At 68.2% G+C, this 23,349-nt stretch carries 38 protein-coding genes; 33 read left to right on the forward strand and 5 right to left on the reverse strand.

Annotated elements, in window-relative coordinates:
* Positions 1 to 216: 216 nt before the first annotated feature.
* From rpsL to R9Z33_RS08055, 32 genes are all read left to right on the forward strand, one after another.
* Positions 217 to 588 carry a 30S ribosomal protein S12 gene (gene rpsL, locus R9Z33_RS07900; protein WP_131546751.1) on the forward strand — a complete coding sequence of 124 codons (372 nt, stop codon included), beginning with the start codon at positions 217 to 219 and terminating at the stop codon, positions 586 to 588.
* An 11-nt stretch (positions 589 to 599) separates the two neighbouring features.
* On the forward strand, positions 600 to 1,076 hold the full coding sequence (rpsG, locus tag R9Z33_RS07905; RefSeq protein WP_131546750.1) for a 30S ribosomal protein S7: 477 nt from the start codon (positions 600 to 602) through the stop codon (positions 1,074 to 1,076).
* 72 nt (positions 1,077 to 1,148) lie between these two features.
* Positions 1,149 to 2,336, forward strand: a complete 1,188-nt coding sequence (tuf, locus tag R9Z33_RS07910; protein WP_318650744.1) for an elongation factor Tu — start codon at positions 1,149 to 1,151, stop codon at positions 2,334 to 2,336.
* 14 nt (positions 2,337 to 2,350) lie between these two features.
* Complete coding sequence (gene rpsJ / locus R9Z33_RS07915; protein WP_131550998.1) at positions 2,351 to 2,659, forward strand: 30S ribosomal protein S10; 309 nt, start codon at positions 2,351 to 2,353, stop codon at positions 2,657 to 2,659.
* A 10-nt stretch (positions 2,660 to 2,669) separates the two neighbouring features.
* The gene (gene rplC, locus R9Z33_RS07920; protein ID WP_318650757.1) at positions 2,670 to 3,353 is read left to right on the forward strand and encodes a 50S ribosomal protein L3; all 684 of its coding nucleotides are present in this window, start codon (positions 2,670 to 2,672) and stop codon (positions 3,351 to 3,353) included.
* A gap of 10 nt (positions 3,354 to 3,363) precedes the next feature.
* A complete protein-coding gene (gene rplD / locus R9Z33_RS07925) occupies positions 3,364 to 3,984 on the forward strand; it encodes a 50S ribosomal protein L4 (protein ID WP_318650758.1) in 621 nt (206 codons plus the stop codon).
* Between the two features lie 35 nt (positions 3,985 to 4,019).
* Positions 4,020 to 4,316: a 50S ribosomal protein L23 gene (locus R9Z33_RS07930; protein ID WP_318651624.1), complete on the forward strand. Its 297-nt coding sequence runs from the start codon at positions 4,020 to 4,022 to the stop codon at positions 4,314 to 4,316.
* A gap of 3 nt (positions 4,317 to 4,319) precedes the next feature.
* Positions 4,320 to 5,156, forward strand: a complete 837-nt coding sequence (gene rplB / locus R9Z33_RS07935) for a 50S ribosomal protein L2 (protein ID WP_318650759.1) — start codon at positions 4,320 to 4,322, stop codon at positions 5,154 to 5,156.
* Positions 5,157 to 5,161: 5 nt separating this feature from the next.
* Complete coding sequence (rpsS, locus tag R9Z33_RS07940) at positions 5,162 to 5,440, forward strand: 30S ribosomal protein S19 (protein WP_318650760.1); 279 nt, start codon at positions 5,162 to 5,164, stop codon at positions 5,438 to 5,440.
* A gap of 3 nt (positions 5,441 to 5,443) precedes the next feature.
* Positions 5,444 to 5,848 (forward strand): 50S ribosomal protein L22, encoded by a 405-nt coding sequence (gene rplV / locus R9Z33_RS07945; protein ID WP_318650761.1) that lies wholly within the window; start codon positions 5,444 to 5,446, stop codon positions 5,846 to 5,848.
* Between the two features lies 1 nt (position 5,849).
* Entirely contained in the window at positions 5,850 to 6,527 is a 678-nt protein-coding gene (gene rpsC / locus R9Z33_RS07950) for a 30S ribosomal protein S3 (protein WP_213612956.1), read from the forward strand.
* A 15-nt stretch (positions 6,528 to 6,542) separates the two neighbouring features.
* Complete coding sequence (gene rplP / locus R9Z33_RS07955; RefSeq protein ID WP_318650762.1) at positions 6,543 to 6,965, forward strand: 50S ribosomal protein L16; 423 nt, start codon at positions 6,543 to 6,545, stop codon at positions 6,963 to 6,965.
* A gap of 4 nt (positions 6,966 to 6,969) precedes the next feature.
* A complete protein-coding gene (gene rpmC / locus R9Z33_RS07960) occupies positions 6,970 to 7,176 on the forward strand; it encodes a 50S ribosomal protein L29 (RefSeq protein ID WP_318650763.1) in 207 nt (68 codons plus the stop codon).
* A 15-nt stretch (positions 7,177 to 7,191) separates the two neighbouring features.
* Positions 7,192 to 7,455 (forward strand): 30S ribosomal protein S17, encoded by a 264-nt coding sequence (gene rpsQ, locus R9Z33_RS07965; RefSeq protein ID WP_318650764.1) that lies wholly within the window; start codon positions 7,192 to 7,194, stop codon positions 7,453 to 7,455.
* A complete protein-coding gene (gene rplN / locus R9Z33_RS07970) occupies positions 7,452 to 7,820 on the forward strand; it encodes a 50S ribosomal protein L14 (protein ID WP_213612960.1) in 369 nt (122 codons plus the stop codon). The genes rpsQ and rplN overlap by 4 nt, the downstream gene beginning before the upstream one ends.
* A 2-nt stretch (positions 7,821 to 7,822) precedes the next feature.
* A complete protein-coding gene (gene rplX, locus R9Z33_RS07975) occupies positions 7,823 to 8,143 on the forward strand; it encodes a 50S ribosomal protein L24 (protein WP_318650765.1) in 321 nt (106 codons plus the stop codon).
* The gene (gene rplE, locus R9Z33_RS07980) at positions 8,140 to 8,823 is read left to right on the forward strand and encodes a 50S ribosomal protein L5 (protein WP_404830663.1); all 684 of its coding nucleotides are present in this window, start codon (positions 8,140 to 8,142) and stop codon (positions 8,821 to 8,823) included. The genes rplX and rplE overlap by 4 nt, the downstream gene beginning before the upstream one ends.
* Before the next feature lie 54 nt (positions 8,824 to 8,877).
* Positions 8,878 to 9,183 carry a 30S ribosomal protein S14 gene (rpsN, locus tag R9Z33_RS07985; RefSeq protein WP_318650766.1) on the forward strand — a complete coding sequence of 102 codons (306 nt, stop codon included), beginning with the start codon at positions 8,878 to 8,880 and terminating at the stop codon, positions 9,181 to 9,183.
* Between the two features lie 12 nt (positions 9,184 to 9,195).
* On the forward strand, positions 9,196 to 9,594 hold the full coding sequence (gene rpsH / locus R9Z33_RS07990; RefSeq protein WP_213612964.1) for a 30S ribosomal protein S8: 399 nt from the start codon (positions 9,196 to 9,198) through the stop codon (positions 9,592 to 9,594).
* A gap of 12 nt (positions 9,595 to 9,606) precedes the next feature.
* Entirely contained in the window at positions 9,607 to 10,140 is a 534-nt protein-coding gene (gene rplF, locus R9Z33_RS07995; RefSeq protein WP_318650767.1) for a 50S ribosomal protein L6, read from the forward strand.
* Complete coding sequence (gene rplR, locus R9Z33_RS08000; protein ID WP_213612966.1) at positions 10,140 to 10,502, forward strand: 50S ribosomal protein L18; 363 nt, start codon at positions 10,140 to 10,142, stop codon at positions 10,500 to 10,502. The genes rplF and rplR overlap by 1 nt, the downstream gene beginning before the upstream one ends.
* A gap of 18 nt (positions 10,503 to 10,520) precedes the next feature.
* Complete coding sequence (rpsE, locus tag R9Z33_RS08005) at positions 10,521 to 11,153, forward strand: 30S ribosomal protein S5 (protein ID WP_318650768.1); 633 nt, start codon at positions 10,521 to 10,523, stop codon at positions 11,151 to 11,153.
* A complete protein-coding gene (gene rpmD, locus R9Z33_RS08010; protein WP_318650769.1) occupies positions 11,146 to 11,331 on the forward strand; it encodes a 50S ribosomal protein L30 in 186 nt (61 codons plus the stop codon). Before rpsE ends, rpmD begins: the two co-directional genes overlap by 8 nt.
* 37 nt (positions 11,332 to 11,368) lie before the next feature.
* Positions 11,369 to 11,851 carry a 50S ribosomal protein L15 gene (rplO, locus tag R9Z33_RS08015; protein WP_318650770.1) on the forward strand — a complete coding sequence of 161 codons (483 nt, stop codon included), beginning with the start codon at positions 11,369 to 11,371 and terminating at the stop codon, positions 11,849 to 11,851.
* A 50-nt stretch (positions 11,852 to 11,901) separates the two neighbouring features.
* The gene (gene secY / locus R9Z33_RS08020) at positions 11,902 to 13,257 is read left to right on the forward strand and encodes a preprotein translocase subunit SecY (RefSeq protein ID WP_318650771.1); all 1,356 of its coding nucleotides are present in this window, start codon (positions 11,902 to 11,904) and stop codon (positions 13,255 to 13,257) included.
* 10 nt (positions 13,258 to 13,267) lie between these two features.
* Positions 13,268 to 13,921 carry an adenylate kinase gene (locus R9Z33_RS08025; RefSeq protein WP_318650772.1) on the forward strand — a complete coding sequence of 218 codons (654 nt, stop codon included), beginning with the start codon at positions 13,268 to 13,270 and terminating at the stop codon, positions 13,919 to 13,921.
* Between the two features lie 211 nt (positions 13,922 to 14,132).
* Positions 14,133 to 14,510 (forward strand): 30S ribosomal protein S13, encoded by a 378-nt coding sequence (rpsM, locus tag R9Z33_RS08030; protein ID WP_213612972.1) that lies wholly within the window; start codon positions 14,133 to 14,135, stop codon positions 14,508 to 14,510.
* A gap of 1 nt (position 14,511) precedes the next feature.
* Complete coding sequence (gene rpsK, locus R9Z33_RS08035) at positions 14,512 to 14,907, forward strand: 30S ribosomal protein S11 (RefSeq protein ID WP_213612973.1); 396 nt, start codon at positions 14,512 to 14,514, stop codon at positions 14,905 to 14,907.
* Positions 14,908 to 15,030: 123 nt separating this feature from the next.
* The gene (locus R9Z33_RS08040; protein WP_318650773.1) at positions 15,031 to 16,047 is read left to right on the forward strand and encodes a DNA-directed RNA polymerase subunit alpha; all 1,017 of its coding nucleotides are present in this window, start codon (positions 15,031 to 15,033) and stop codon (positions 16,045 to 16,047) included.
* Positions 16,048 to 16,226: 179 nt separating this feature from the next.
* Positions 16,227 to 16,649: a 50S ribosomal protein L17 gene (gene rplQ / locus R9Z33_RS08045; RefSeq protein ID WP_318650774.1), complete on the forward strand. Its 423-nt coding sequence runs from the start codon at positions 16,227 to 16,229 to the stop codon at positions 16,647 to 16,649.
* 141 nt (positions 16,650 to 16,790) lie between these two features.
* Positions 16,791 to 17,153, forward strand: coding sequence for a YciI family protein (locus R9Z33_RS08050; RefSeq protein WP_318650775.1), 363 nt, complete (start codon positions 16,791 to 16,793; stop codon positions 17,151 to 17,153).
* A complete protein-coding gene (locus R9Z33_RS08055; protein WP_318650776.1) occupies positions 17,150 to 18,370 on the forward strand; it encodes an RNA polymerase sigma factor in 1,221 nt (406 codons plus the stop codon). Before R9Z33_RS08050 ends, R9Z33_RS08055 begins: the two co-directional genes overlap by 4 nt.
* An 86-nt stretch (positions 18,371 to 18,456) precedes the next feature.
* Here R9Z33_RS08055 and R9Z33_RS08060 read toward each other — a convergent pair whose 3' ends face one another.
* Genes R9Z33_RS08060 through R9Z33_RS08080 form a run of 5 tightly spaced genes read right to left on the reverse strand, consistent with a single transcriptional unit; the run spans position 18,457 to position 22,258 of the window.
* Positions 18,457 to 18,879 (reverse strand): hypothetical protein, encoded by a 423-nt coding sequence (locus tag R9Z33_RS08060; RefSeq protein ID WP_318650777.1) that lies wholly within the window; start codon positions 18,877 to 18,879, stop codon positions 18,457 to 18,459.
* Positions 18,872 to 19,855, reverse strand: a complete 984-nt coding sequence (locus R9Z33_RS08065) for a Bug family tripartite tricarboxylate transporter substrate binding protein (RefSeq protein WP_318650778.1) — start codon at positions 19,853 to 19,855, stop codon at positions 18,872 to 18,874. The genes R9Z33_RS08060 and R9Z33_RS08065 overlap by 8 nt, the downstream gene beginning before the upstream one ends.
* 50 nt (positions 19,856 to 19,905) lie before the next feature.
* Complete coding sequence (locus R9Z33_RS08070) at positions 19,906 to 20,673, reverse strand: SDR family NAD(P)-dependent oxidoreductase (RefSeq protein WP_318650779.1); 768 nt, start codon at positions 20,671 to 20,673, stop codon at positions 19,906 to 19,908.
* Between the two features lie 20 nt (positions 20,674 to 20,693).
* Complete coding sequence (locus R9Z33_RS08075; protein ID WP_318650780.1) at positions 20,694 to 21,440, reverse strand: amino acid ABC transporter permease; 747 nt, start codon at positions 21,438 to 21,440, stop codon at positions 20,694 to 20,696.
* Positions 21,441 to 21,460: 20 nt separating this feature from the next.
* Entirely contained in the window at positions 21,461 to 22,258 is a 798-nt protein-coding gene (locus R9Z33_RS08080; protein WP_318650781.1) for an ABC transporter substrate-binding protein, read from the reverse strand.
* Positions 22,259 to 22,346: 88 nt separating this feature from the next.
* On the opposite strand from R9Z33_RS08080, the gene R9Z33_RS08085 reads away from it, so the two are divergent.
* On the forward strand, positions 22,347 to 23,285 hold the full coding sequence (locus R9Z33_RS08085) for an arginase family protein (RefSeq protein ID WP_318650782.1): 939 nt from the start codon (positions 22,347 to 22,349) through the stop codon (positions 23,283 to 23,285).
* Positions 23,286 to 23,349 lie beyond the last annotated feature (64 nt).

Genomic DNA, 23,349 nt, shown 5'->3' on the forward strand with positions numbered 1-23,349 from the left:
CAGGTCGGGGGGGTGGTTAAGACGCGCATCTCGCCGGGACGTTTCGCAAGTTGCGTCCAGGTATGTTGGTTCAAACGCCTTGCTTCGGTCGCCCCTGCCGCGAATTGGCAGGACAGGCCCGGGGTTGACGCGGTGGCCCGTTCGGAGCGCAGAAGCGCCCGTCGGGCCGCGTGTCGTTTGGTGAATGGGTCGCAGAAACGATTACGAAGGGGCGTCATGCCGACGATCAACCAGCTCATCGCGCAAGGGCGCGAGCCGCGCCGCAGCCAGAACAAGGTTCCGGCTCTCGAAGGCTGCCCGCAGAAGCGCGGCGTGTGCACGCGCGTCTACACGACCACGCCGAAGAAGCCGAACTCGGCGCTTCGTAAGGTCGCGAAGGTGCGCCTCACCAATGGCTTCGAAGTGGTGAGCTACATCCCTGGCGAGGGGCACAACCTGCAGGAGCACTCGGTGGTGCTCATCCGTGGCGGCCGCGTGAAGGACCTTCCGGGCGTGCGCTACCACATCCTGCGCGGCGTGCTCGACACGCAGGGCCTGCCGAAGCGGCGCAAGCGGCGCTCGCTCTACGGCGCCAAGCGGCCGAAGTGAGGAACTGAGAGATGTCACGTCGTCACCGCGCGGAGAAGCGCGAAGTCCTGCCGGACCCGAAGTTCGGCGATGTCGTCCTGAGCCGCTTCATGAATGTGCTCATGTACGACGGCAAGAAGTCCGCGGCCGAGGGCATCGTCTATGCCGCCATGGACACGCTGAAGCGCAAGGGTGGCGCGAATGCCGACCCGCTTCGCCTGTTCCACGAGGCGCTGGACAATGTGAAGCCGGCCGTCGAGGTGCGTTCGCGCCGCGTCGGCGGTGCGACCTACCAGGTGCCCGTCGAGGTGCGTCCCGAGCGGCGCCAGGCGCTGGCCATCCGCTGGCTGATCGACGCCGCCCGCAAGCGCGGCGAGAGCACGATGGAAGAGCGCCTTTCGGCCGAGCTGATGGACGCGGTGAACAACCGCGGCACGGCGGTCAAGAAGCGCGAGGACACGCACCGCATGGCCGAGGCGAACAAGGCCTTCAGCCACTATCGCTGGTAAGCGGTCCCACAACTCCTTTTTGGCGCCCGTGAGCGGGCGCTGACACACCCTTCTCGGATTGGATGCACGACGATGGCCAAGGCGAAGTTTGAGCGGAACAAGCCGCACTGCAACATTGGGACGATCGGCCATGTGGACCATGGCAAGACGTCTCTGACGGCGGCGATCACGAAGGTGCTGGCGAAGTCTGGTGGTGCGTCGTTCACGGCGTATGACCAGATTGACAAGGCGCCTGAGGAGCGGGCTCGAGGCATCACGATCTCGACGGCGCATGTCGAGTACGAGACGGCGAACCGTCACTACGCGCATGTGGATTGCCCTGGCCACGCGGACTACGTGAAGAACATGATCACGGGTGCGGCGCAGATGGACGGCGCGATCCTGGTTTGCTCGGCCGCTGACGGCCCGATGCCGCAGACGCGCGAGCACATCCTGCTGGCGCGCCAGGTGGGCGTGCCGGCGCTGGTGGTGTTCCTGAACAAGATGGACCTGGCGGACCCCGACCTGGTCGAGCTGGTGGAGATGGAGCTGCGCGAGCTGCTGTCCTCCTACCAGTTCCCGGGCGACGACATCCCCATCATCAAGGGCTCGGCGGTGGCCGCGCTCGAGGACAAGACGCCTGAGATCGGCGAGCAGGCGATCCTGAAGCTGATGGAAGCGGTGGACAGCTACATTCCGCAGCCGGAGCGCGCGATTGACCGTCCGTTCCTGATGCCGGTCGAGGACGTGTTCTCGATCTCGGGTCGCGGCACGGTGGTGACGGGCCGCGTGGAGCGCGGGATCGTGAAGGTGGGTGACGAAGTCGAGATCATCGGTCTGAAGGACACGGTGAAGACGACGGTGACGGGCGTCGAGATGTTCCGCAAGCTGCTGGACAGCGGCGAGGCGGGCGACAACATCGGCGCGCTGCTGCGTGGCACGAAGCGCGAGGATGTGGAGCGCGGCCAGGTTCTGGCCAAGCCCGGCTCGATCACGCCGCACACGCAGTTCAAGGCCGAGGCGTACATCCTGACGAAGGAAGAGGGCGGCCGCCACACGCCGTTCTTCACGAACTACCGTCCGCAGTTCTACTTCCGCACGACGGACGTGACGGGCATCGTGAAGCTGCCGGAAGGCGTTGAGATGGTGATGCCGGGCGACAACGTCTCGATGGATGTCGAGCTGATCGCGCCGATCGCGATGGATGAGGGCCTGCGCTTCGCGATCCGCGAGGGCGGCCGCACCGTCGGCGCCGGCGTCGTCGCCAGCATCGCGAAGTAAGCGAGCGCCCCACCATGGACAGCCAAAATATCCGCATCCGCCTCAAGGCGTTCGATCACCGCGTGCTGGATGGCAGCACGCGGGAGATCGTGCAGACCGCGAAGCGGACCGGTGCGCGCGTGCGGGGTCCGATCCCGCTGCCGACGCAGATCGAGCGCTTCACGGTGAACCGCTCGCCCCACGTGGACAAGAAGAGCCGCGAGCAGTTCGAGATTCGGACGCATCGCCGGCTTCTCGACATCGTCGACCCCACCCCGCAGACCGTGGACGCGCTGATGAAGCTCGACCTCGCCTCGGGCGTGGACGTCGAGATCAAGATCTGAGGACGGAACCATGGCCACCCAGGTCCGGACGGGGCTGATCGCGCGCAAGCTCGGCATGACCCGCCTTTTCAATGATGATGGCACCACCACGCCGGTGACCGTGCTCCACCTCGACGCCGTGCGCGTCGTGGCGCAGCGCACGGCCGAGAAGGATGGCTACACCGCCCTCCAGGTCGGCATCGGCAAGGCGAAGGCCAAGAATGTCTCCAAGGCCAATCGCGGCCACTTCGCGAAGGCCGGCGTCGAGGCGCCGCTGAAGGTGACGGAGTTCCGCGTGGACCCGGCCGCCCTGGTCGAGCCCGGCACGGCGCTGACGGTCGCGCATTTCGTGGCCGGCCAGAAGGTCGATGTCACGGGCACGTCGAAGGGCAAGGGGTTCGCTGGCGCGATGAAGCGCTGGAACTTCTCGGGCCTCGAGGCGTCGCACGGCGTGTCCATCAGCCACCGCTCGCACGGCTCCACCGGCAATCGCCAGGATCCGGGCAAGACCTTCAAGAACAAGAAGATGGCGGGCCATCTCGGCGTTGAGCGCATCACCACGCAGAACCTCGTGATCGCCGGTCACGATGCGGAGCGCGGCCTGCTGCTCATCAAGGGCGCCGTTCCGGGTTCCGCCGGTGGCTATGTGCTGGTGCGTGACGCCGTGAAGCGTGCGCGCCCTGCCGATGCGCCCTTCCCCACGGCGACGGTCTGAGGTCAGGTCCATGCAAGTTTCCGTCATCACTCTGGACAACGCGCCGGCCGGCCAGGCCGAGCTGCCGGACGAGATCTTCGCCGCCGCCCCGCGTGCCGACATCATGGCCCGCGTGGTTCACTGGCAGCTGGCCAAGCGCCGCGCCGGCACCCACAAGGTGAAGGGCATGGGCGAGGTTTCGGGCACGACCAAGAAGCCCTATCGCCAGAAGGGCACGGGTTCGGCCCGCCAGGGCTCGCTTCGTGCGCCGCAGTTCCGCAAGGGCGGCATCGTGCACGGCCCCGTCGTGCGCGACCATGGCTACAGCCTGAACAAGAAGGTCCGTCGCCTCGGCCTGATTTCCGCCCTGAGCCAGAAGGCCAAGGACGGCAAGCTCGTGGTGCTCGAGGCCGCGACGGCCGACCAGGCTGCCAAGACCAGCACCATGGCCAAGCAGGTCAAGGCGCTCGGCTGGACCAAGGCGCTCGTCATCGACGCGGAGGTGAACGATCACTTCCTGCGCGTGCTGCGCAACATCCCGGGCATGGACGCGCTGCCGACGGCGGGCGCGAATGTGTACGACATCCTCAACCATGACGTTCTCGTGGTCACCCGCGCCGGCGTCGAAGCCCTGAAGGAGCGCCTCGCATGAGTGCTTCCGTCAGCAAGCCGAAGGCTGCGCCGAAGATCAGTGCCGAGCGGATGTATCAGTGCATCCTCTCGCCGCTCGTGACCGAGAAGGCCACGGTGATGAGCGAGAAGGGCCAGTATGCCTTCCGCGTCGCCATGGATGCCTCGAAGCCTGAGATCAAGCAGGCGGTCGAGGGTCTCTTCGGCGTGAACGTGCTCGCCGTGAACACGCTGGTGATGAAGGGCAAGGCCAAGCGCTTCAAGGGTCGTCCCGGCCAGCGCTCGGATTGGAAAAAGGCGATGGTGCGCCTGGCCGACGGCCAGAGCATCGATCTGACCACGGGGCTCAGCTAAGCCATGTCGCTCAAGAACTTCAACCCGACGACGCCGAGCCTCCGCGGCACGGTCCTCATCGACCGGTCCGGCCTGTGGAAGGGCAAGCCCGTGAAGGGGCTGACGGAGGGCAAGAGCCACTCCGGCGGCCGCAACAACCACGGCCGCATCACCGTGCGGTTCCGTGGGGGTGGCCACAAGCAGTCCTACCGCATCGTGGACTTCAAGCGCCGCGCGAACTGGGGCATCCCGGCGACCGTGGAGCGGATCGAGTACGACCCGAACCGCACGGCGTTCATCGCGCTGGTGAAGTACGCGAACAACGAGATCGCCTACATCCTGGCGCCGCAGCGCCTGAAGGTGGGCGACACGGTGGTCGCCTCCGACAAGGCCGACATCAAGCCGGGCAACGCCATGCCGCTGGGTGCGATCCCGGTCGGCACGGTGATCCACAATATCGAGCTGAAGCCGGGCGCTGGCGCCAAGGTCGCGCGGTCGGCCGGCACCTTCGCGCAGCTGGTCGGCAAGGATGCCGGCCTTGCGCAGGTGAAGCTGATGTCAGGCGAGCTGCGCACCGTGCGCAGCGAGTGCCTGGCCAGCATCGGTGCTGTGTCCAACCCGGACAACAGCAACCAGGATCTGGGCAAGGCGGGTCGCAGCCGCTGGCTGGGTCGCAAGCCGCATAACCGCGGCGTGACCATGAACCCCGTAGACCACCCGCATGGTGGTGGTGAAGGCCGGACCTCCGGTGGTCGCCATCCGGTGACGCCGTGGGGCAAGCCGACCAAGGGTGCGAAGACGCGCAACAACAAGCGGACGGATCGCCAAATCGTGCGCCGCCGCAACGCGACGAAGGGCTGATCGCGATGCCGCGCAGTGTATGGAAAGGGCCGTTCGTGGACGGCTACCTGCTCACCAAGGCGGAGGCCGCTCGCGGCTCCACCCGCAATGAGCTGATCAAGACCTGGTCGCGCCGGAGCACGATCCTGCCGCAGTTCGTGGGCCTCACCTTCGGGGTCTACAACGGCAAGAAGTTCCTGCCGGTGCAGGTCTCGGAAAACATGGTTGGCCACAAGCTCGGCGAATTCTCGCCGACGCGGACCTTCGGGGGTCACTCGGCCGACAAGAAGGCGAAGCGGGGCTAAGCCATGAGCAAGCCGAAACACCCCCGCGGTCTCGCGGACACCGAGGCGCAGGCCATCACGCACAACATCCGCGTGAGCCCGCTGAAGCTCAACCTGGTTGCGGCGATGATCCGCGGTGCGAAGGCGCAGGACGCCGTCGCGACGCTGACCTTCAGCAAGCGCCGCATCGCGCAGACGGTGAAGAAGACGCTCGAGAGCGCGATCGCCAATGCGGAAAACAACCACCAGCTGGACGTGGATCGCCTCGTGGTGACCCGCGCCGAGGTGGGCCGCTCGATCGTGATGAAGCGCTTCGCCGCGCGCGGCCGTGGCAAGTCGTCCCGCATCGAGAAGTGGTTCAGCCACCTGAAGATCGTGGTCGCGGAACAGCAGGCGCCGGCGGCGTCGAGCGAAGCGAAGGCAGCTTAACATGGGTCACAAAGTCAATCCGATCGGTCTTCGCCTCGGCATCAACCGCACCTGGGACAGCCGCTGGTATGCCGGCCGCGACTATGCGCGCCTGCTGCATGACGACCTGAAGCTGCGCGAGACGCTGAAGGACAAGCTGAAGTCCGCCGGCGTGTCGAAGGTGGTGATCGAGCGCCCGGCCAAGAAGCCGCGCGTGACGATCCACGCCGCGCGGCCTGGCGTCGTCATCGGCAAGAAGGGCGCTGACATCGACACGCTCCGCAAGGACCTGTCGGTCAAGGCGGGCGCCGAGGTGTCGCTGAACATCCTCGAGATCCGCAAGCCGGAGCTTGACAGCGTCCTGGTGGCTGAGAGCATCGCGCAGCAGCTGGAGCGCCGCGTGGCCTTCCGCCGCGCCATGAAGCGCGCCGTGCAGTCCGCCATGCGCCTGGGCGCCCTGGGCATCCGGATCAACTGCTCCGGCCGTCTCGGCGGCGCCGAGATCGCGCGCATGGAGTGGTACCGCGAAGGTCGCGTGCCGCTGCACACGCTGCGCGCCGACATCGACTATGGCGTCGCCACGGCGAAGACCACCTATGGCACCTGCGGTGTGAAGGTCTGGATCTTCAAGGGCGAGATCATGGCCCATGATCCGAGCGCGCAGGACAAGCGCGCGCAAGAACAAGCGCCCCAGCGGTAACACAGGTGAACTGACATGTTGCAGCCGAAGCGAACCAAGTATCGGAAGGCCCACAAGGGCCGCATCAAAGGCGTGGCCAAGGGCGGCTTCACGCTGTCCTTCGGCGGCTACGGGCTGAAGGCACTGGAGCCTGAGCGCGTGACGGCGCGGCAGATCGAGGCGGCCCGCCGCGCGATCACCCGCGCCATGAAGCGCCAGGGCCGCGTGTGGATCCGCATCTTCCCGGACGTGCCCGTTTCTTCGAAGCCCGCGGAAGTCCGCATGGGTTCGGGCAAGGGCGCACCGGAATACTGGGTGTCCCGCGTCAAGCCGGGCCGGATCATGTTCGAGATCGACGGCGTCCCCGTGGACACGGCGCGCGAGGCGCTGTCCCTCGGCGCGGCGAAGCTGCCGATCCGCACGAAGATTGTCGCGCGTCTCGGCGCGACGGAGGCCTGAGGTCATGACCAAGATCGTGGACATCCGTACCAAGACGGAAGATGAGTTGGGCGGCCTGCTGCTCGACCTTCGGAAGGAGCAGTTCAACCTGCGTTTCCAGCGTGCCACCGGGCAGCTGGAAGCGACGGGCCGCATCAAGGCGGTTCGTCGTGATATCGCCCGTGTGAAAACCGTCCTGGCCGAGCGTACGCGCGCGGCCGTCAAAGCCTGAGAGGAGACCCCGGCCATGCCGAAGCGAGTCCTCACCGGGCGGGTTGTCAGCGACAAGATGGACAAGACGATCACCGTCTTGGTCGAACGTCGCGTGATGCATCCGCTCTACAAGAAGTTCATTCGCCGCTCGAAGAAGTATGCGGCGCATGACGAAACCAACCTCTGCAAGGAGGGTGACCTCGTCTCGATCGAGGAGTGCCCGCCGATCAGCAAGCGCAAGACCTGGATGGTCGTCGCCCGCAACGGCGCGCCCATCTCTGAAGGAGCCGCGGCATGATCTCGGTTGAATCCAACCTCGACGTCGCTGACAACAGCGGCGCGCGCCGGGTGCAGTGCATCAAGGTCCTGGGCGGCTCCAAGCGCCGCACGGCCTCGGTGGGCGACATCATCGTGGTGGCCGTGCAGGAAGCCATTCCCCGCGGCAAGGTGAAGAAGGGCTCGGTCGAGCGCGCGGTCATCGTGCGCACCTCCTATCCCGTTCGCCGCCCGGACGGCTCGGCGATCCGCTTCGACCGCAACGCGGCCGTGCTGATCAACAAGTCGAACGAGCCGATCGGCACCCGCATCTTTGGGCCGGTCGTTCGTGAGCTGCGCGCGCGCAAGTTCATGAAGATCATCTCGCTGGCGCCGGAGGTGCTGTAATCATGGCCGCCAAGATCAAGAAGGGCGACCGGGTGCACGTGCTCTCGGGCCGCGACAAGGGCAAGCGCGGCGAAGTGCTGCGCGTGATGCCGACCGAGAACCGCGCGGTGGTGCAGGGCGTGAACCTGGTCAAGAAGCACACGAAGCAGACGCGCGTGGGCGAGACCGGGGGCATCGTCTCGAAGGAGGCGACGATCGACCTCTCCAACCTGGCGCTGATTGACCCGAAGACGGACAAGCCCACCCGCGTCGGCTTCCGCATCCTCGAGGATGGGAAGAAGGTTCGCGTGGCCAAGGGCTCTGGTGAGGTGCTCGACGCATGAGCGGGACGAAGAAGGGCAACGCGCCCGGCAACAAGAACAAGCCCGCGGCGAAGAAGCCCGAGGCCGGCGAGACCAGCAGCCGCCGCGTGGAGGCCGTGCCGGCCGCCGCCGGTCCGGCCGCGGCCTCCTGGTCGGAGCCGACGCGCCTGCAGGTTGTCTATAACGACGTCGTGCGGAAGAAGCTCCAGGACGAGTTCGGCTATGCGAACCCGATGGAAGTTCCGAAGCTCGAGAAGATCGTGATCAACATGGGCGTGGGCGAGGCCGCCGGCGACCAGAAGAAGCTGGACGCGGCCGTCGCCGACCTCACGCTGATCGCCGGCCAGAAGCCGGTGCGCACGCGGGCGAAGAAGGCGATCGCGGGCTTCAAGATCCGCGAAGGCCAGGCGATCGGCTGCAAGGTCACGCTGCGCAAGGCCCGCATGTACGAGTTCCTGGACCGCCTGGTCACCATCGCGCTGCCGCGCGTGCGTGACTTCCGCGGCATCCCCGGCAATCGTGGCTTCGACGGGCGGGGCAATTACGCTCTCGGCCTCAAGGAGCAGATCGTGTTCCCCGAGATCAACTACGACAAGGTTGATCAGGTGCGCGGCATGGACATCGTGTTCGTCACGACGGCGAAGACGGACAAGGAAGCCAAGGCGCTGCTGAAGGCTTTCGATCTCCCCTTCGTCAACTGAATCATTGGAAAACCGCCGGCGTGAGCCGGCAGGTTCCGGAGGACCACAGACCAAATGGCCAAGACCTCTTCTGTCGAGAAGAACAAGCGCCGCGAGAAGCTGACCGCGTCGCACGCCAAGAAGCGCGCTGCGCTGAAGGCGGTCGTGATGAACCGCGAGACGCCGATCGAGGAGCGCTTCGAGGCGACCTTGAAGCTCGCGCAGATGCCGCGCAACGGTGCGAAGAACCGCATCCGTCTGCGCTGCGAATTGACCGGGCGCCCGCGCGGCAACTACCGGAAGTTCAAGCTCAGCCGCAACCAGCTGCGGGATCTGGCCAACAAGGGCCAGCTCCCCGGTGTGGTCAAGGCGAGCTGGTAAGGAGCGCGGCCCATGTCCATGTCCGACCCGTTGGGTGACCTGCTCACCCGCATCCGCAACGCGCACGGCGCCCGCCAGACCCGTTGTGTCGCCCCGGCCTCGCGCCTCAAGACCGACGTGCTCGACGTGCTCAAGCGCGAGGGCTACATCCGCGCCTGGCGCGTGGAGGAGCTTCGCGCCGGCGTCAGCCAGATCGAGATCGAGCTGAAGTATTCCGAGGGCGAGCCCGCCATCAAGGAGATCAAGCGCGTCTCGAAGCCGGGCCGTCGCGTCTACTCCAAGATCAAGGAGCTGCCGAAGTTCTACAGCGGCCTCGGGATCTCCATTCTGTCCACGCCTCGCGGCGTGATGAGCGATGCCGAGGCCCGCGCTGCCAATGTTGGCGGCGAAGTCCTCTGCCGCGTGTTCTGATCGGGGGCCCGCATGTCTCGCGTTGGTAAATATCCTGTCCCCGTGCCGGCCGGCGTCCAGCTTTCGCTGGCCGGCCGCACGCTGGTGGCCAAGGGCAAGCTGGGCGAGCTGAAGCTCGACCTGACGGACGCGGTGGATCTCGACATCCGCGCGAACGAAGTGGCGGTGATGCCGCGTGGCAAGAGCACGCGGGAGCGCACCCTCTGGGGCACGACGCGCAGCCTGGTCGAGGGCATGGTGCAGGGCGTCTCCGTGGGCTTCACCAAGTCCATGGAAATCACCGGCACCGGCTATAAGGCGGCCGTGGTCGGCAATGACCTGGTGCTGAACCTGGGCTACAGCCACGAGATCCGCTACCCGGTTCCTGCCGGCATCAAGATCAGCTGCGAGCGCCCGACCGCGATCAAGGTCGAGGGCGTGGACAAGCAGAAGGTCGGCCAGGTGGCCGCCGAGATTCGCGCCTATCGCGGCCCCGAGCCCTACAAGGGCAAGGGCGTCAAGTACGACAACGAAGTCATCCTCCGGAAGGAGGGGAAGAAGAAGTAATGGCCGACAAACTCGCATTGCGGGATCGCCGTCGGGCGCGCCTGCGCTACCAGATCAAGGTGAAGGGCGGTGGCCGTCCTCGTCTGTCGGTCTTCCGCTCCGGGCGTCACATCTACGCCCAGGTGATCGACGATGCGGCCGGCCGTACCGTCGCCGCCGCCTCGACGCTGGAGAAGGATCTGCGCTCCAGCCTCAAGACCGGCGCCGACAAGGACGCCGCCGTCACGGTGGGCAAGCTGGTGGCCGAGCGTGCGCTCGCCGCCGGGGTGTCCGCGGTCGTCTTCGACCGTGGCCCCTTCCTGTATCATGGCCGCGTCAAGGCGCTGGCGGAGGCTGCCCGCGAGGGCGGCCTGTCCTTCTGAGCCGCGGGGAGAACGAATATGGCACGTGAACCGCGCAGTGGCGGCGATGGCGAGAACCGGGGGCGTGGCCGTGGCCGCGACCGCGACCAGAACCGCAACCAGCCCGAGCGGGAGCAGGGCGACGAGCTGCAGGACAAGCTGGTCACGATCAACCGCGTCGCGAAGGTGGTGAAGGGCGGCCGTCGCTTCAGCTTCGCCGCGCTCGTCGTCGTGGGTGACCAGAAGGGTCGCGTCGGCTGGGGTTCGGGCAAGGCCCGCGAGGTGCCGGAGGCCATCCGCAAGGCCACCGAGCGCGCCAAGAAGGGCATGATCCGCGTCCCGATGCGCGAGAGCCGCACGCTTCACCACGATGTGGTCGGCGTGTTCGGCGCGGGCAAGGTGGTGCTGCGTTCGGCCCCGGCCGGTACCGGCATCATCGCGGGCGGCCCGATGCGCGCCGTCTTCGAGACGCTGGGCATGGGCGACGTGGTGGCGAAGTGCACCGGCTCGACCAACCCGCACAACATGGTGAAGGCGACCTTCGCCGCCCTCTCGCTGGCGACCAGCCCGCGCAGCGTGGCGAACCGCCGTGGCAAGAAGGTCGCTGACCTCATGGGTCCGCGCAAGGATGGCGCCGCCGAGCCGGCGCCGGAGGCTGCTGCCAATGTCTGAGAAGAAGACCGTCCGGGTGACGCAGATCGCGTCCGGCAATGGGAAGAAGCCTGGTCAGCAGGGTACGCTGATCGGCCTCGGCCTGAACAAGATCAACCGCTCGCGCGAGCTGGAGGACACGCCCGCGGTGCGCGGCATGATCCGCAAGGTGGCGCATCTCATCAAGGTGGAGGGCTGATCGCGGCAACGCGGTCATTCCTTCAAAGGACATGGTCATGAAGCTCAACGAATTGCGTGACAACGAGGGCGCGCGGCCGAAGTTCAAGCGCGTCGGTCGCGGCATCGGCTCCGGCAAGGGCAAGACCTCCGGCCGTGGCGTGAAGGGCCAGAAGGCCCGCACGGGCGTCTCGCTGAACGGCTTCGAGGGTGGTCAGCTGCCGATCTATCGGCGTCTGCCCAAGCGCGGGTTCAAGAACATCTTCCGCCTGGAATACACGGCGCTGAACATCGGCACGCTGGACAAGGCGATCGCGGAGGGCAAGCTCTCCGCCGATGCCGAGATCACCGAGGCCGCGCTGCGCGAGGCCGGCATCGTGCGCCAGGGCAAGAAGTTCGCGGGCGTGCGCCTGCTGGGCCATGGCGAGATCAAGCGTGCGGTGAAGATCTCCGTCTCCGGTGCTTCGGCGGCCGCCATCGCGGCGGTCGAGGCGGCGGGCGGCACGGTCACGCTGCCTGTGGCGGAAGCCGCGGCGGAGTGATCCGCCGGCTTTCGCCAGGCGGCATGGACAGGTCTCAGGAGGTTTAGGGCATGGCGTCGGCCACGGATCAGCTCGCGAACAGCCTGAATTTCGGCGTGCTTTCGAAAGCGACCGAGCTGAAGAACCGCATCTGGTTCACGCTCGGCGCCCTCATCGTCTATCGGCTCGGCACCTATATCCCGGTGCCGGGGGTGGATGCGGCGGTCATGGGCGAGATGCTGCGCCAGCACGGCGGCGGCATTCTCGGCATGTTCGACATGTTCACGGGCGGTGCGCTGGGCCGGATGACGGTCTTTGCGCTGAACATCATGCCCTACATCTCGGCCTCGATCATCGTCCAGCTGATGACGGCGGCGATTCCCTCCTGGGAAGCGCTGAAGAAGGAAGGCGAGAGCGGGCGCAAGAAGCTCAACCAGTACACGCGCTACCTCACGCTGGTGATCGCCATCGTGCAGGCCTATGGCATTTCCGTCGGTCTGGAGGGGATTCGCGGCACGACGGGCTCCGCCGTGGCGGATCCGGGCATGGCCTTCCGCATCTCCTGCGTGATCACGCTGGTGGGCGGCACCATGTTCCTCATGTGGCTGGGCGAGCAGATCACCGCCCGCGGCGTGGGCAATGGCATCTCGCTCATCATCTTCGCCGGCATCGTGGCGAACCTGCCCTCGGCGCTGGTCTCCACGCTGGAGCTTGGCCGGACGGGCGCGCTCTCCACTTTCTTCATCATCTTCTTCCTGCTGGCGGCGCTGGGCACCATCGCCCTCGTGGTCTTCATGGAGCGCGCCCAGCGGCGCATTCCCGTGCAGTATCCGAAGCGCCAGGTCGGCAACCGCATGTTCGGCGGCGAGAACACCCATCTGCCGCTCAAGCTGAACACGGCGGGCGTCATTCCGCCGATTTTTGCCTCCTCGCTGCTGCTGCTGCCGGCCACGATCGCGGGCTTCAGCACGGACCGGACGGCGGACACCTGGCTGCAGAGCATGGCGAACCTGCTCGCCCATGGTCAGCCCCTCTACATGGGGCTCTACATGGCGCTGATCGTGTTCTTCGCCTTCTTCTACACCGCCGTGGTGTTCAACCCGACGGAGACGGCCGAGAACCTGAAGAAGTATGGCGGCTTCGTGCCCGGCATCCGCCCCGGCCAGCACACGGCGGATTATCTGGACCGCGTGCTGACCCGGCTGACGGTGGTGGGCGCCATCTACCTCTGCATCGTCTGCATCATCCCCGAGATCCTGATCTCGAACTATGGCGTCCCCTTCTACTTCGGGGGCACCTCGCTGCTCATCATCGTGACCGTCACGATGGACACGGTGGCACAGGTGCAGTCACATCTCTTCGCCCACCAGTACGAGGGCCTGATCAAGAAAGCCCGGTTGGGCGGTCGCGGCCCCAGGCCGCGGTAGGGAGAGACGCATGAACCTCATCCTCCTCGGCCCCCCCGGTGCCGGCAAGGGAACGCAGGCGAAGCTCCTGGAGCAGCGCTTCGGCCTGGTGCAGGTCTCGACCGGCGACATGCTGCGGGCCGAGGTGAAGTCGGGCTCCGCCATCGGGCTCGAGGCCAAGGCGATCATGGAACGCGGCGCGCTGGTGCCCGACTCGATCATCACCGCGATGATCGCCTCGCGCGTGAAGCAGCCGGATGCCGCCAAGGGCTTCATCCTGGACGGCTTCCCGCGCACCGCGCCCCAGGCGGCCGCGCTGGATGAGATGCTGCGCGAGAATGGCATGGTCCTCGACCATGTCATCGAGCTGAAGGTGGATGACGCGGCCCTGGTGGAGCGGATTTCCGGCCGTTTCACCTGCGCGAGCTGCGGCGAGGGCTATCACGACAAGTTCAAGCAGCCCAAGGTGGCCGGCGTCTGCGATGCCTGCGGCGGGACCGAGTTTACCCGGCGCGCGGATGACAAGGCAGAGACGGTGGGCGCGCGGCTCGCGGCCTATCACAGCCAGACGGCGCCGCTGCTTCCCTATTATGCCGCGCAGGGCAAGCTGCGCAGCGTGGATGGCATGGCGGACATGTCCGACGTGACCATCGCTTTGACGAGGATTCTTTCGCCGACGGCTTGACGCGGGGACAGCCTTGGTTCTATGTGCGCGCCTCTCACGGGCGCGGCGTGTCTCCAGGGCACTCTTCGGCCGCGTTTTGTTTTGCCTGTCCAGTCTAGGCGCGGTTCGCCAGGGCAGGGTGTCGGGGTTTGAAAATTTCGCCGTAAGGCCGGGCATCCGGAACCGCGGTAACCATTGGACGGGCCCTCCCGGGGGCCACAGGAGCTTGAACGTGGCGCGTATCGCTGGCGTGAACATCCCCACCAACAAGCGCGTGGTGATTTCGCTGCGCTATATCTACGGCATCGGCCCGCAGAACGCGGTCGCGATCTGTGAGCAGGTGGGGATTCCGGCCGAGCGCCGCGTGAACCAGCTGACCGACGAAGAGATCGTGAAGCTGCGCGAGGTGATCGACCGCGACTACCGTGTGGAGGGTGACCTCCGCCGCGAAGTGGCGATGAACATCAAGCGCCTCATGGATATGGCCTGCTACCGCGGCCTGCGGCATCGCCGTGGCCTCCCGGTGCGCGGCCAGCGCACGCACACGAACGCGCGCACGCGCAAGGGCAAGGCCGTGGCCATTGCCGGCAAGAAGAAGGTGACGAAGTAAGATGGCTCGCAGCCCCGGCGGTTCCCGCCCGAAGAAGAAAGAGCGCAAGAACATCAGCTCCGGCGTGGCGCATGTTCTCGCGACCTTCAACAACACCATCGTGACCATCACGGACGCCCAGGGCAATTCCATCGCCTGGTCCTCCTCGGGCTCGAAGGGCTTCAAGGGCAGCCGCAAGAGCACGCCCTATGCCGCCCAGATGGCCGCCGAGGACGCCGGCATGAAGGCCCGCGAGCATGGCATGGAGACCGTCGAGGTGATGGTCTCGGGCCCCGGTTCGGGCCGCGAGTCGGCGCTGCGCGCGCTGCAGTCCGTGGGCTTCCACGTGACGGCCATCCGCGACGTGACGCCCATCCCGCACAATGGCTGCCGCCCGCGCAAGCGCCGGCGCGTCTGAGCGCGACGCTCTGAGACCGCGGGTGCGCCGGTGACGGCCGCACCCGCGGATTTTTGGTTTTGTGAGCATCTTCATCCGCCCGGCTCATCCGCCGGGGCCTGATCTGCTCTAGGAGAGACACCCTTGCTCGAACGCAACTGGCAATCCCTGATCAAGCCCGAGAAGCTCCAGGTCGAGTCGGGCAGCACCGATCTGCGTCAGGCGACCCTGGTGGCCGAGCCGCTCGAGCGTGGCTTCGGCCAGACTCTGGGCAATGCGCTGCGCCGCATCCTGCTCTCCTCGCTGCAGGGCGCCGCAGTGACGGGCGTGAAGATCGACGGCGTGCTGCATGAATTCAGCAGCCTGACCGGCGCGCGCGAGGATGTCACCGACATCATCCTGAACCTGAAGCAGCTCGCCATCCGCTACAATGGCGAAGGCGCCAAGCGCCTGATGCTGACGGCGACCGGCCCCGGCGAAGTCACCGCCGCGATGATCCAGACGACGGGCGACATCGAGATCGCGAATCCGGAGCTGGTGATCTGCACGCTGGATGACGGTGCGAAGCTCTCCATGGAGCTGACGGTCCAGGTCGGCCGTGGCTATGTGCCGGCTGCGATGAACCGCCCCGAGGATGCGCCGATCGGCATGATCCCGGTGGATGCGATCTATTCGCCGGTCCGCAAGGTCTCCTACAAGGTCGAACCGACCCGCGTGGGCCAGGTGACCGACTATGATCGCCTCGTGCTCTCGCTGGAGACCAACGGCACGATCGTGCCTGAGGATGCCGTGGCGCTCGCTGCCCGCATCCTGCAGGACCAGCTGGCCCTCTTCGTCACCTTCGAGGAGCCGCGCGAAAAGGCCCGCGACGAGGTGGAGGACGACCTCCCCTTCAACCGCAACCTGCTGCGCAAGGTGGACGAGCTCGAGCTCTCCGTCCGCTCGGCGAACTGCCTGAAGAACGACAACATCGTCTATATCGGCGACCTCGTGCAGAAGTCCGAGCAGGAAATGCTGCGGACGCCGAATTTCGGCCGCAAGTCGCTGAACGAAATCAAGGAAGTGCTGGCCTCGATGGGCCTTTCGCTGGGCATGCCGATCATCGGCTGGCCGCCGGAGAACATCGAGGACCTGGCGAAGCGGATCGAGGATCCGTTCTAGCGCCCTCAGGCGCCGGGCGCGCGCTCCGCGGGCTTGGCTTCGCCGCGCGACTGGTGCGCTGGCGGGTGGGGCGGTTGGGCGGCACCGGCCACGGTGTGGCCGGATCCTCTGGGTGGAAGTAGCGCTTCCATCTGGGTGTTATTGGTGATTGCGGCCGAGGCCGCTGATGGAGACTTGTTATGCGTCACGGTATGGCCAATCGGAAGCTGAACGTCACCTCGTCCCACCGGGCGGCCATGTTTCGCAACATGGCGACCAGCCTGCTGAAGCACGAGCAGATCACCACCACGCTCCCCAAGGCGAAGGAACTGCGCCCCTATACGGAGCGACTCATCACCCTCGCCAAGCGCGGTGGCCTGCATGCGCGCCGCCAGGCCCATGCGATCATCATGGATGACGCGGTGGTCGAGAAGCTCTTCACCACCATCGCCGAGCGCTACAAGACGCGCCAGGGCGGCTATTGCCGCGTGCTCAAGGCCGGCTTCCGCTACGGCGACGCCGCCGCCATGGCCGTGATCGAGCTGGTGGATCGGGACGTTTCCGCCAAGGGCCTGGACAGCGGCCCGAAGCCGGAAGTGGCCGAGGAGCAGGAGGCGGCGTAAGCCAGCCTCCCCAGGCTTCCCCGAACAGGGGCGAGGGGGCGACCTCTCGCCCCTTTTCTTTTTCGCCCGGTGTCGAAAACAACCCATGGCGCGGCTCATGGCGGTGAGGGGATGATCCCTCGACCATCCAGGAGACCGCCCATGCAATACGCCCTGATTTTCGCCGAGCCCGCCGGCGAATTCGAGAAGCGCAACGATCCCGCCCAGGCCCCCGCCTATTGGGGTGCCTGGATGGGCTATATCGGCGCGATGCAGGCGGCCGGCATCATGCGCGGCGGCCATGGGCTGGAGCCGCCGATGCTTGCCACCACCCTGCGCCTGCGCGACGGCCAGCGCCATGTGCAGGACGGCCCCTATGCCGACACGAAGGAGCAACTGGGCGGCTTCATCGCCATCGAGGTTCCCGATCTCGACGCCGCGTTGGAATGGGCGGCGCGCAGCCCGGCCGCCTCCGTCGGCTCGGTGGAGATTCGTCCCGTCCTGCCGCCACCCGCCGAGTCGTGAGCGCCGGCGCGGCGGCGGAGCGCGCGGCGCGGCTGGCCTATGGCCGGCTTGTCGCGATCCTCGCCGCCCGCACGCGCGACGTGGCGGCGGCCGAGGATGCATTGGCCGAAGCCTTCCACGCCGCGCTGCGCCGCTGGCCGGAGACTGGCGTGCCCGACAATCCGGAGGCCTGGCTGGTCACCGCCGCGCGGCGCCAGCACGGCCATGCCCGGCGCCACGCCCAGGTGCGCGCCGCCGCCGAGCCGACGCTGCGGTTGCTGCTGGCGGAGGAGGCCCCCGAGATGACGGAAATTCCGGACCGCCGGCTGCAACTGCTCATGGTCTGTGCCCATCCGGCCATCGCGCCCGAGGCGCAGGCCCCGCTCATGCTGCAGGCGGTGCTCGGGCTGGATGCGGCGCGCATCGCCGCCTGCTTCCTGACCTCGCCCGCCGCCATGTCGCAACGGCTGGTGCGCGCCAAGGCCCGCATCCGCGATGCCGGCATCGGCTTCGCGCTTCCCGGCCCGGCCGAGTTGCCGCCCCGGCTGGAGGCGGTGATGAGCGCGATCTATGCCGCTTTCGGCACCGGCTGGGCCGACCTGCTGGCCGAGGGCGCGGGCGGCCAGGGCCTGACCGAGGAGGCGATCTGGCTCGGCCGGCTGCTCGTCGCCCTGCTGCCCGAGGCGCCGGAGCCGAAGGGCCTGCTCGCCCTCATGCTTTACGCGGAGACGCGGCGCGGCGCGCGGCGGGATGCGGCGGGGGGCTTCGTGCCGCTCTCGGCGCAGGATCCCGCCCTGTGGTCCCGGCCGCTGCTGGCCGAGGCGGAGGCGCTGCTGCGTGCGGCGGCGCGCGCGGGAACGCTCGGGCGCTTCCAGCTGGAGGCGGCGATCCAGTCCGTGCATGTCGAGGCGCGGCTCACCGGGGCCGATCGGGCCGAGGCGCTGCTCGGCCTCTATGACCTGCTGGCGCGGCTTTCACCCACGGCGGGCGTGCTCGTCGCGCGTGCCGCCGCGCTGGCCGAGGCGGGGCAGCCGGCGTCGGCGCTGCGCGAGCTGGACGGCATGGCCGGGCCGCTCGCCAACTACCAGCCCTGGTGGGCGGCGCGCGCCCATGCGCTGGAACGCAGCGGCGCGGTGGAGGCGGCGCGGGAGGCGCGGCGCCGCGCCGCCGGCCTCACCGAGGATGCGGCGGTGCGGGCCTGGCTTCTGGCCCGCTGCGGGGGTGGCAGCCCGCGCTAGACCCGGCTGCGTTCACGCCGCCGGGACCAGCGATTGCAGAGAGGATGAGTCGGCGTTTCGGCGATCCCGCCTCAACGCATCATGCTCTAATCGCCGAAGCGCATCTGCGCCGCCATCTCCGGTGCGAATTCCTGCACGGCGGGGCGCAGCGCGGCAGGCCAGGGCGCCACGCGGGGCGGGATGAAGAGCGAGGGGCGCCCGCCCTCCAGCAGCAGGATGACCACGGATTCCGTCCGCGTGTCGAAGGCGAGGAAGACCCGCCCCTCGCTGGTCACGCCATAGCCGTGCACCCAGCGCCCGTCGGTGATGGCGATGGGCGGTCCCGCGCCGCGCAGGGTGTCGCTCACCAGGCGCTGCCGCCCGGCGGACATGGAGCGCAGTCGCGGCCCGACCGTCGGGTGGCGGGCCAGCTCCAGCACCGGCTGGCCGGCCAGCTCCAGCACCTCAGGCGCCTCGGCGCGGGCGGCGAGCGGCAGCAGGGTGAAGCCGAGGAGGGCGCGCCTATTCAATGCGGATATTCGCCACGCGCACCAGCTCGGCCATGGAAGCGCGCCCCTGCGTGACGAAGCGGGCGAACTCCTCCGGGGAATTGCCGACCGGCACGGCGGCGAGCTGGGCGAGGCGGGCCTGGACCGGCGCCTCGGCCAGCGTGGCGACCAGCGCCGCGTGAAGGGCGGCGATGGGCGCGGCGGGCGTGCCTGCGGGTGCGAACATGGCCACCCATTCGCTCAGCTCGATGCCCGGCGTGCCGAGTTCGGCGAAGGTCGGCACATCGGGGCGCAGTGGCACGCGCTGCGCGGCGGAGACGGCGATGAAGCGCGCCCGCCCGCTATCCACGATCGGGCCCGCCGAGAGCATGGTGATGAAGCAGCCATCCAGCGTGCCGGCGGCAAGGTCCCGCGCCGCATCGGCGCCGCCGCGATAGGGGACGTGCGTCGTCTCGATGCCCGCCGCGCGGTTGAGCTGCGCGAGGCCGAGATGCCCCGCCGTCGCATTGCCCTGCGTGCCGATGTTGAGTGGCTGGCGGCGCGCCAGCGCGATGAATTCGGCAAGGTTGCGGGCCGGCAGATCCGCCTTCACGGCCAGCACCTGCGGGAAGGTGCAGACCAGCGAGATGGGGGTGAAGGCCGTCGCGTAGTCGAAGGGCAGGCCGCGCAGCAGGCTCGGGTTCACGATGTGGCTGGAGGCGTCCATCAGCAGCGTCGTGCCATCCGGAGCGCTGCGCGCCACCTCGCCGCCGCCGACCGAGCCGCCGGCGCCGGTGCGGTTCTCGACCACGATGCTCGTGCCCAGGCGTTCCCCCATGCGCGGGGTGATGCTGCGCGTCGCGCTGTCGGCGGCACCACCGGCGGCGAAGGGGACGACGATGCGGATGGGCCGCGCCTGCTGCGCGCGGGCCAGGCCGGGCAGGGCCAGAGCGGGCAGGGCGAAGGCGGGCAGGGCGAAGGCGGGCAGGGCGAGGGCGGTGCGGCGGGGCAGGGTCATGGCGTTCTCCCGGAAGCTTCGCGCTCACATCGGCCGCGTGGCGCGCCGCGTCAAGCTTGCGCGGCCTTGGGCTCCACGCGCATCAGCAGCGCGTTGCGCCAGCCTGGCGGCAGGGCGCCGATGATGCGGCTCATCGCATAGAGCGGCCAGGGATAGACCACGCGCAGCTTCCCCGCACGGATGCCGGCCAGCGTGCGCTGCGCGGCCATCTCCGGCTCCATCAGCCCGGGCATGGGGAAGGCGTTGCGGTCGGTGATGGCGGTGCGGATGAAGCCGGGGCAGACGGCGTGCAGCCGGATGCCGCGCTTGCGCTCGGTCGCGTCGCGCGCCTCGGCCCAGCGCTGCACCGCGGATTTGCTGGCGCAATAGGCGGGCGCGGTCGGGCCCGCCACGAAGGCGGCGATGGAGGCGATGACGGCGACGCGCCCGCGCAGCCCATCGGCCCCTGGCGCCTGCGCGGCCATGGCGGTGATGGCGGGCAGCGCCGTGTTCAGCACGCCGGTCACGTTGGTGTCGAAGATGTCGCGCACCACCTCGGGCGCCTCCATCCCGGTTCCCGTGCCCGCGCTGATGCCGGCATTGGCGATGACGAGATCCAGCCGCCCCGCCCCGGCGATCCAGGCCGCCATGCCCGCCGCGTCGCGCACATCGAGGCCGACTGGATGCACGGTGGCGCCCTTCGCCACGCAGGCGGCCACGGTGGCGGCGAGGCGCGATGCGTCGCGCGCCGAGAGGTGCAGGGTGACGCCGGGCGCCGCGCATTCGCGCGCGAGCGCCGCGCCGAGGCCGGCCGAGGCGCCGGTGATCAGGATGCCCATCAATCCATTCCCGCTGAGGTTCAGGCGGGTTTGGCGGGCTCCGCGCGCCGCGTCGAGAGGCTGCGCGCCAGGATGGCATCCTTGCTGCCGCCCATCATCTCGGCCGCCAGCGAGCCGGGGATGGCGGCGCGGCGCTCGGCCGTCACGAAGAGGCGGGCAATGAGGGTGCAGATCGTGTAGTAGATCAGCGCGACCAGGCTGTAGATCAGCAGCACGCGGAAGGTGGCACTCGCCAGCAATTCGCCTGAGCGCATCAGCTCCAGCACCGAGATGGTGGCGACGAGCGATGTCTCCTTCACCAGCACCGTCGCGTAGTTGCCGAGGGCCGGCAGGATGGTGCGGAAGGCCTGGGGCGCCACCACCAGTGCGAAGGATTGCAGGCTGCCGAGGCCGAGCGCCATCGCCGCCTGGCGCTGGCCGCGATCGACCGACTGGATGCCGCCGCGGAACAGCTCGGCCAGGTAGGCGCCGAAATTCAGGCTGAGGGCCAGCACGCCAGCGATGAAGGCCGGCATGACGATGCCAAGCTCGGGCAGGCCGTAATAGATGTAGAAGATCTGCAGCAGCAGCGGCGTGCCGCGGATGAGCGAGATGAAGCCGCGCGCCGGCGCCGAGAAGAGCGTGACGCCGGACATGCGCGCCCCGCAGACCAAGAGGCCGACGCTGACGGCGCCCACCGCCGAACAGGCGGCGAGCGCCAGTGTCCAGACCGCGCCGCGCAGCAGCGCGGGCATGTAGAGGAGGATTTCAGCCCAGAGTTCGCTCACGCCGGTTCGGCCGCGCTGGCTTACGGGATCAGCGTGTCGGGGATGTCCCAGCTGGTGAGGATGCGCAGCAGCTCGCCATCCGCCTTCAGCGCCGCCACCGCCGTGTTCACCGCCGCCAGCAGCGTGGCATTGCCCTTGGCGACGGCCATGCCGATCTGCCAGCGGTTCACGGGGCGATAGCCCTCGACCAGCCGCAGGTCGGTCAGGCGCCGCGCGCGCAGCTGGTAGGCGATGCTGGGCGGATCGATCAGCGCGACATCAATGCGGCCCGCGCGCAGGTCGAGCAGCATGGTGGGCGCATCGGGATAGGTCCGCACCTCGCGGATGCCGGGCACGGCGCGCAGCATCTCGAGCTGCACGGTGCCCACCTGCGCGCCGACATTCTGGCCGGAGAGCGCGTTGAGGTCGGGATAGGCGCGCGTGTTGTTGCCGCGCGTCACGAAGCCCTCGCCCCAGCCATAGATGGGGATGGAGAAGTCCAGCACCTCGGCGCGGGCGGGCGTGATGAAGAGCGGCGCGGACATGAGGTCGGCGCGGCCCGAGGTGATCTCGCCGATCAGGCTGCCGAAGGGCACTTCGGAGAAGGTGGCGCGCACGCCGATGCGGCGGGCGACCGACTCGCCCACCTCGAACATGATGCCGCGCAGCGTGTTCGAGGTCGGGTCCAGGAAGCCATGCGGCGGCGAGGCGGAGGTGGTGACGATGCGCAGGGTGCCGCGCTGGCGGATGGCGTCCAGCGATTGGGCGCCGGCAAGGCCGGCGGGCAGGGTGAGGCCCGCCGCGAGAAGGAGGGAACGGCGGCTCGGGGCAAAACTCACGGCGCATCTCCTGCTGTCCGTCGTGAGATTGACCGAGCCTCCCGCGATGCACAAGACTTGTCCGTAGCTTTGGCAGAGGTTCCGAATCATGGGCGATGCGCCCCTTTTCACGCCGCCGCTGACCTTCCTGGGCCTGCCCGCGGGGCCGCCGGGTCCGGGCAACCGGGTCGCGATCCTCGGCGTGCCCTTTGATTGCGGCATCCATCCCTTCCGCATCGGTTCCCGCGAGGGGCCTGCCAGCGTGCGCGCGCAATCGGGACTGGTGCGGCGGCATCATCCGACGCTCGCCGATGTGGACGTGCCGGCGCTGCTCGGTGCGGTGGACAGCGGCGATGTCGCGGGCATCACGCCGGGCAAGATCGCCGACGCGCATCCGCGCATCGAGGCGGCGGCGGATGCGATCCTGAAAGCGGGTGCCGTGCCCATCGGCATCGGCGGCGATGGCTCGGTCTCGTTGCCGCTGATGCGCGCGGCGGCGAAGTACCATCCGGGCCTGGTCGCGCTGCATGTGGACAGCCACACGGATGCCTATCCCTACAATCCGGCCGACCCTTTCGATGCCTCCAACCAGTTCACCCATGCGGCGGAGGAAGGGCTGGTGGATGTGAACTCCACCTGGCATGTCGGCATCCGCGGCTTCACCGGCGTGCGCGGCGTGCTGAAACACGCGGACAAGCTCGGCTTCCGCGTGCTGACGACGGAGGATCTCGTCCGCCGCGGCACGGCCCAGGCGATGACCGAGTTCCGCGAGGTGGTGGCCGACCGCCCGCTCTATCTCTGCTGGGACATGGATGTCTTCGATCCCTCGGTCGCGCCTGGCGTCGCGACGCCGTCCTGGGGCGGGCTCACGGCGCGCGAGGGGATCGAGCTGATGCGCAGCCTCTCGGGGCTGAACATCGTCGCGATGGATTTCAACACGGTGAGCCCGGGGCATGACGTGCAGGGCATGGCGGCGCATCTCTGCGGCCACATGATGATGGAGGCGATGGTGCTGCTGGCCGGACGCTGGGGGCTTCTTCCCGAGTGAGCCTGATCGCCTTTGGTGGAATCGCCAAAGGCGTGGATCAGCCTCACAGCGAGGCCAGGCCACC

It is taken from the genome of Sediminicoccus rosea (assembly GCF_033547095.1).
In the GTDB taxonomy this organism is placed as follows: Bacteria; Pseudomonadota; Alphaproteobacteria; order Acetobacterales; family Acetobacteraceae; genus Roseococcus; species Roseococcus rosea.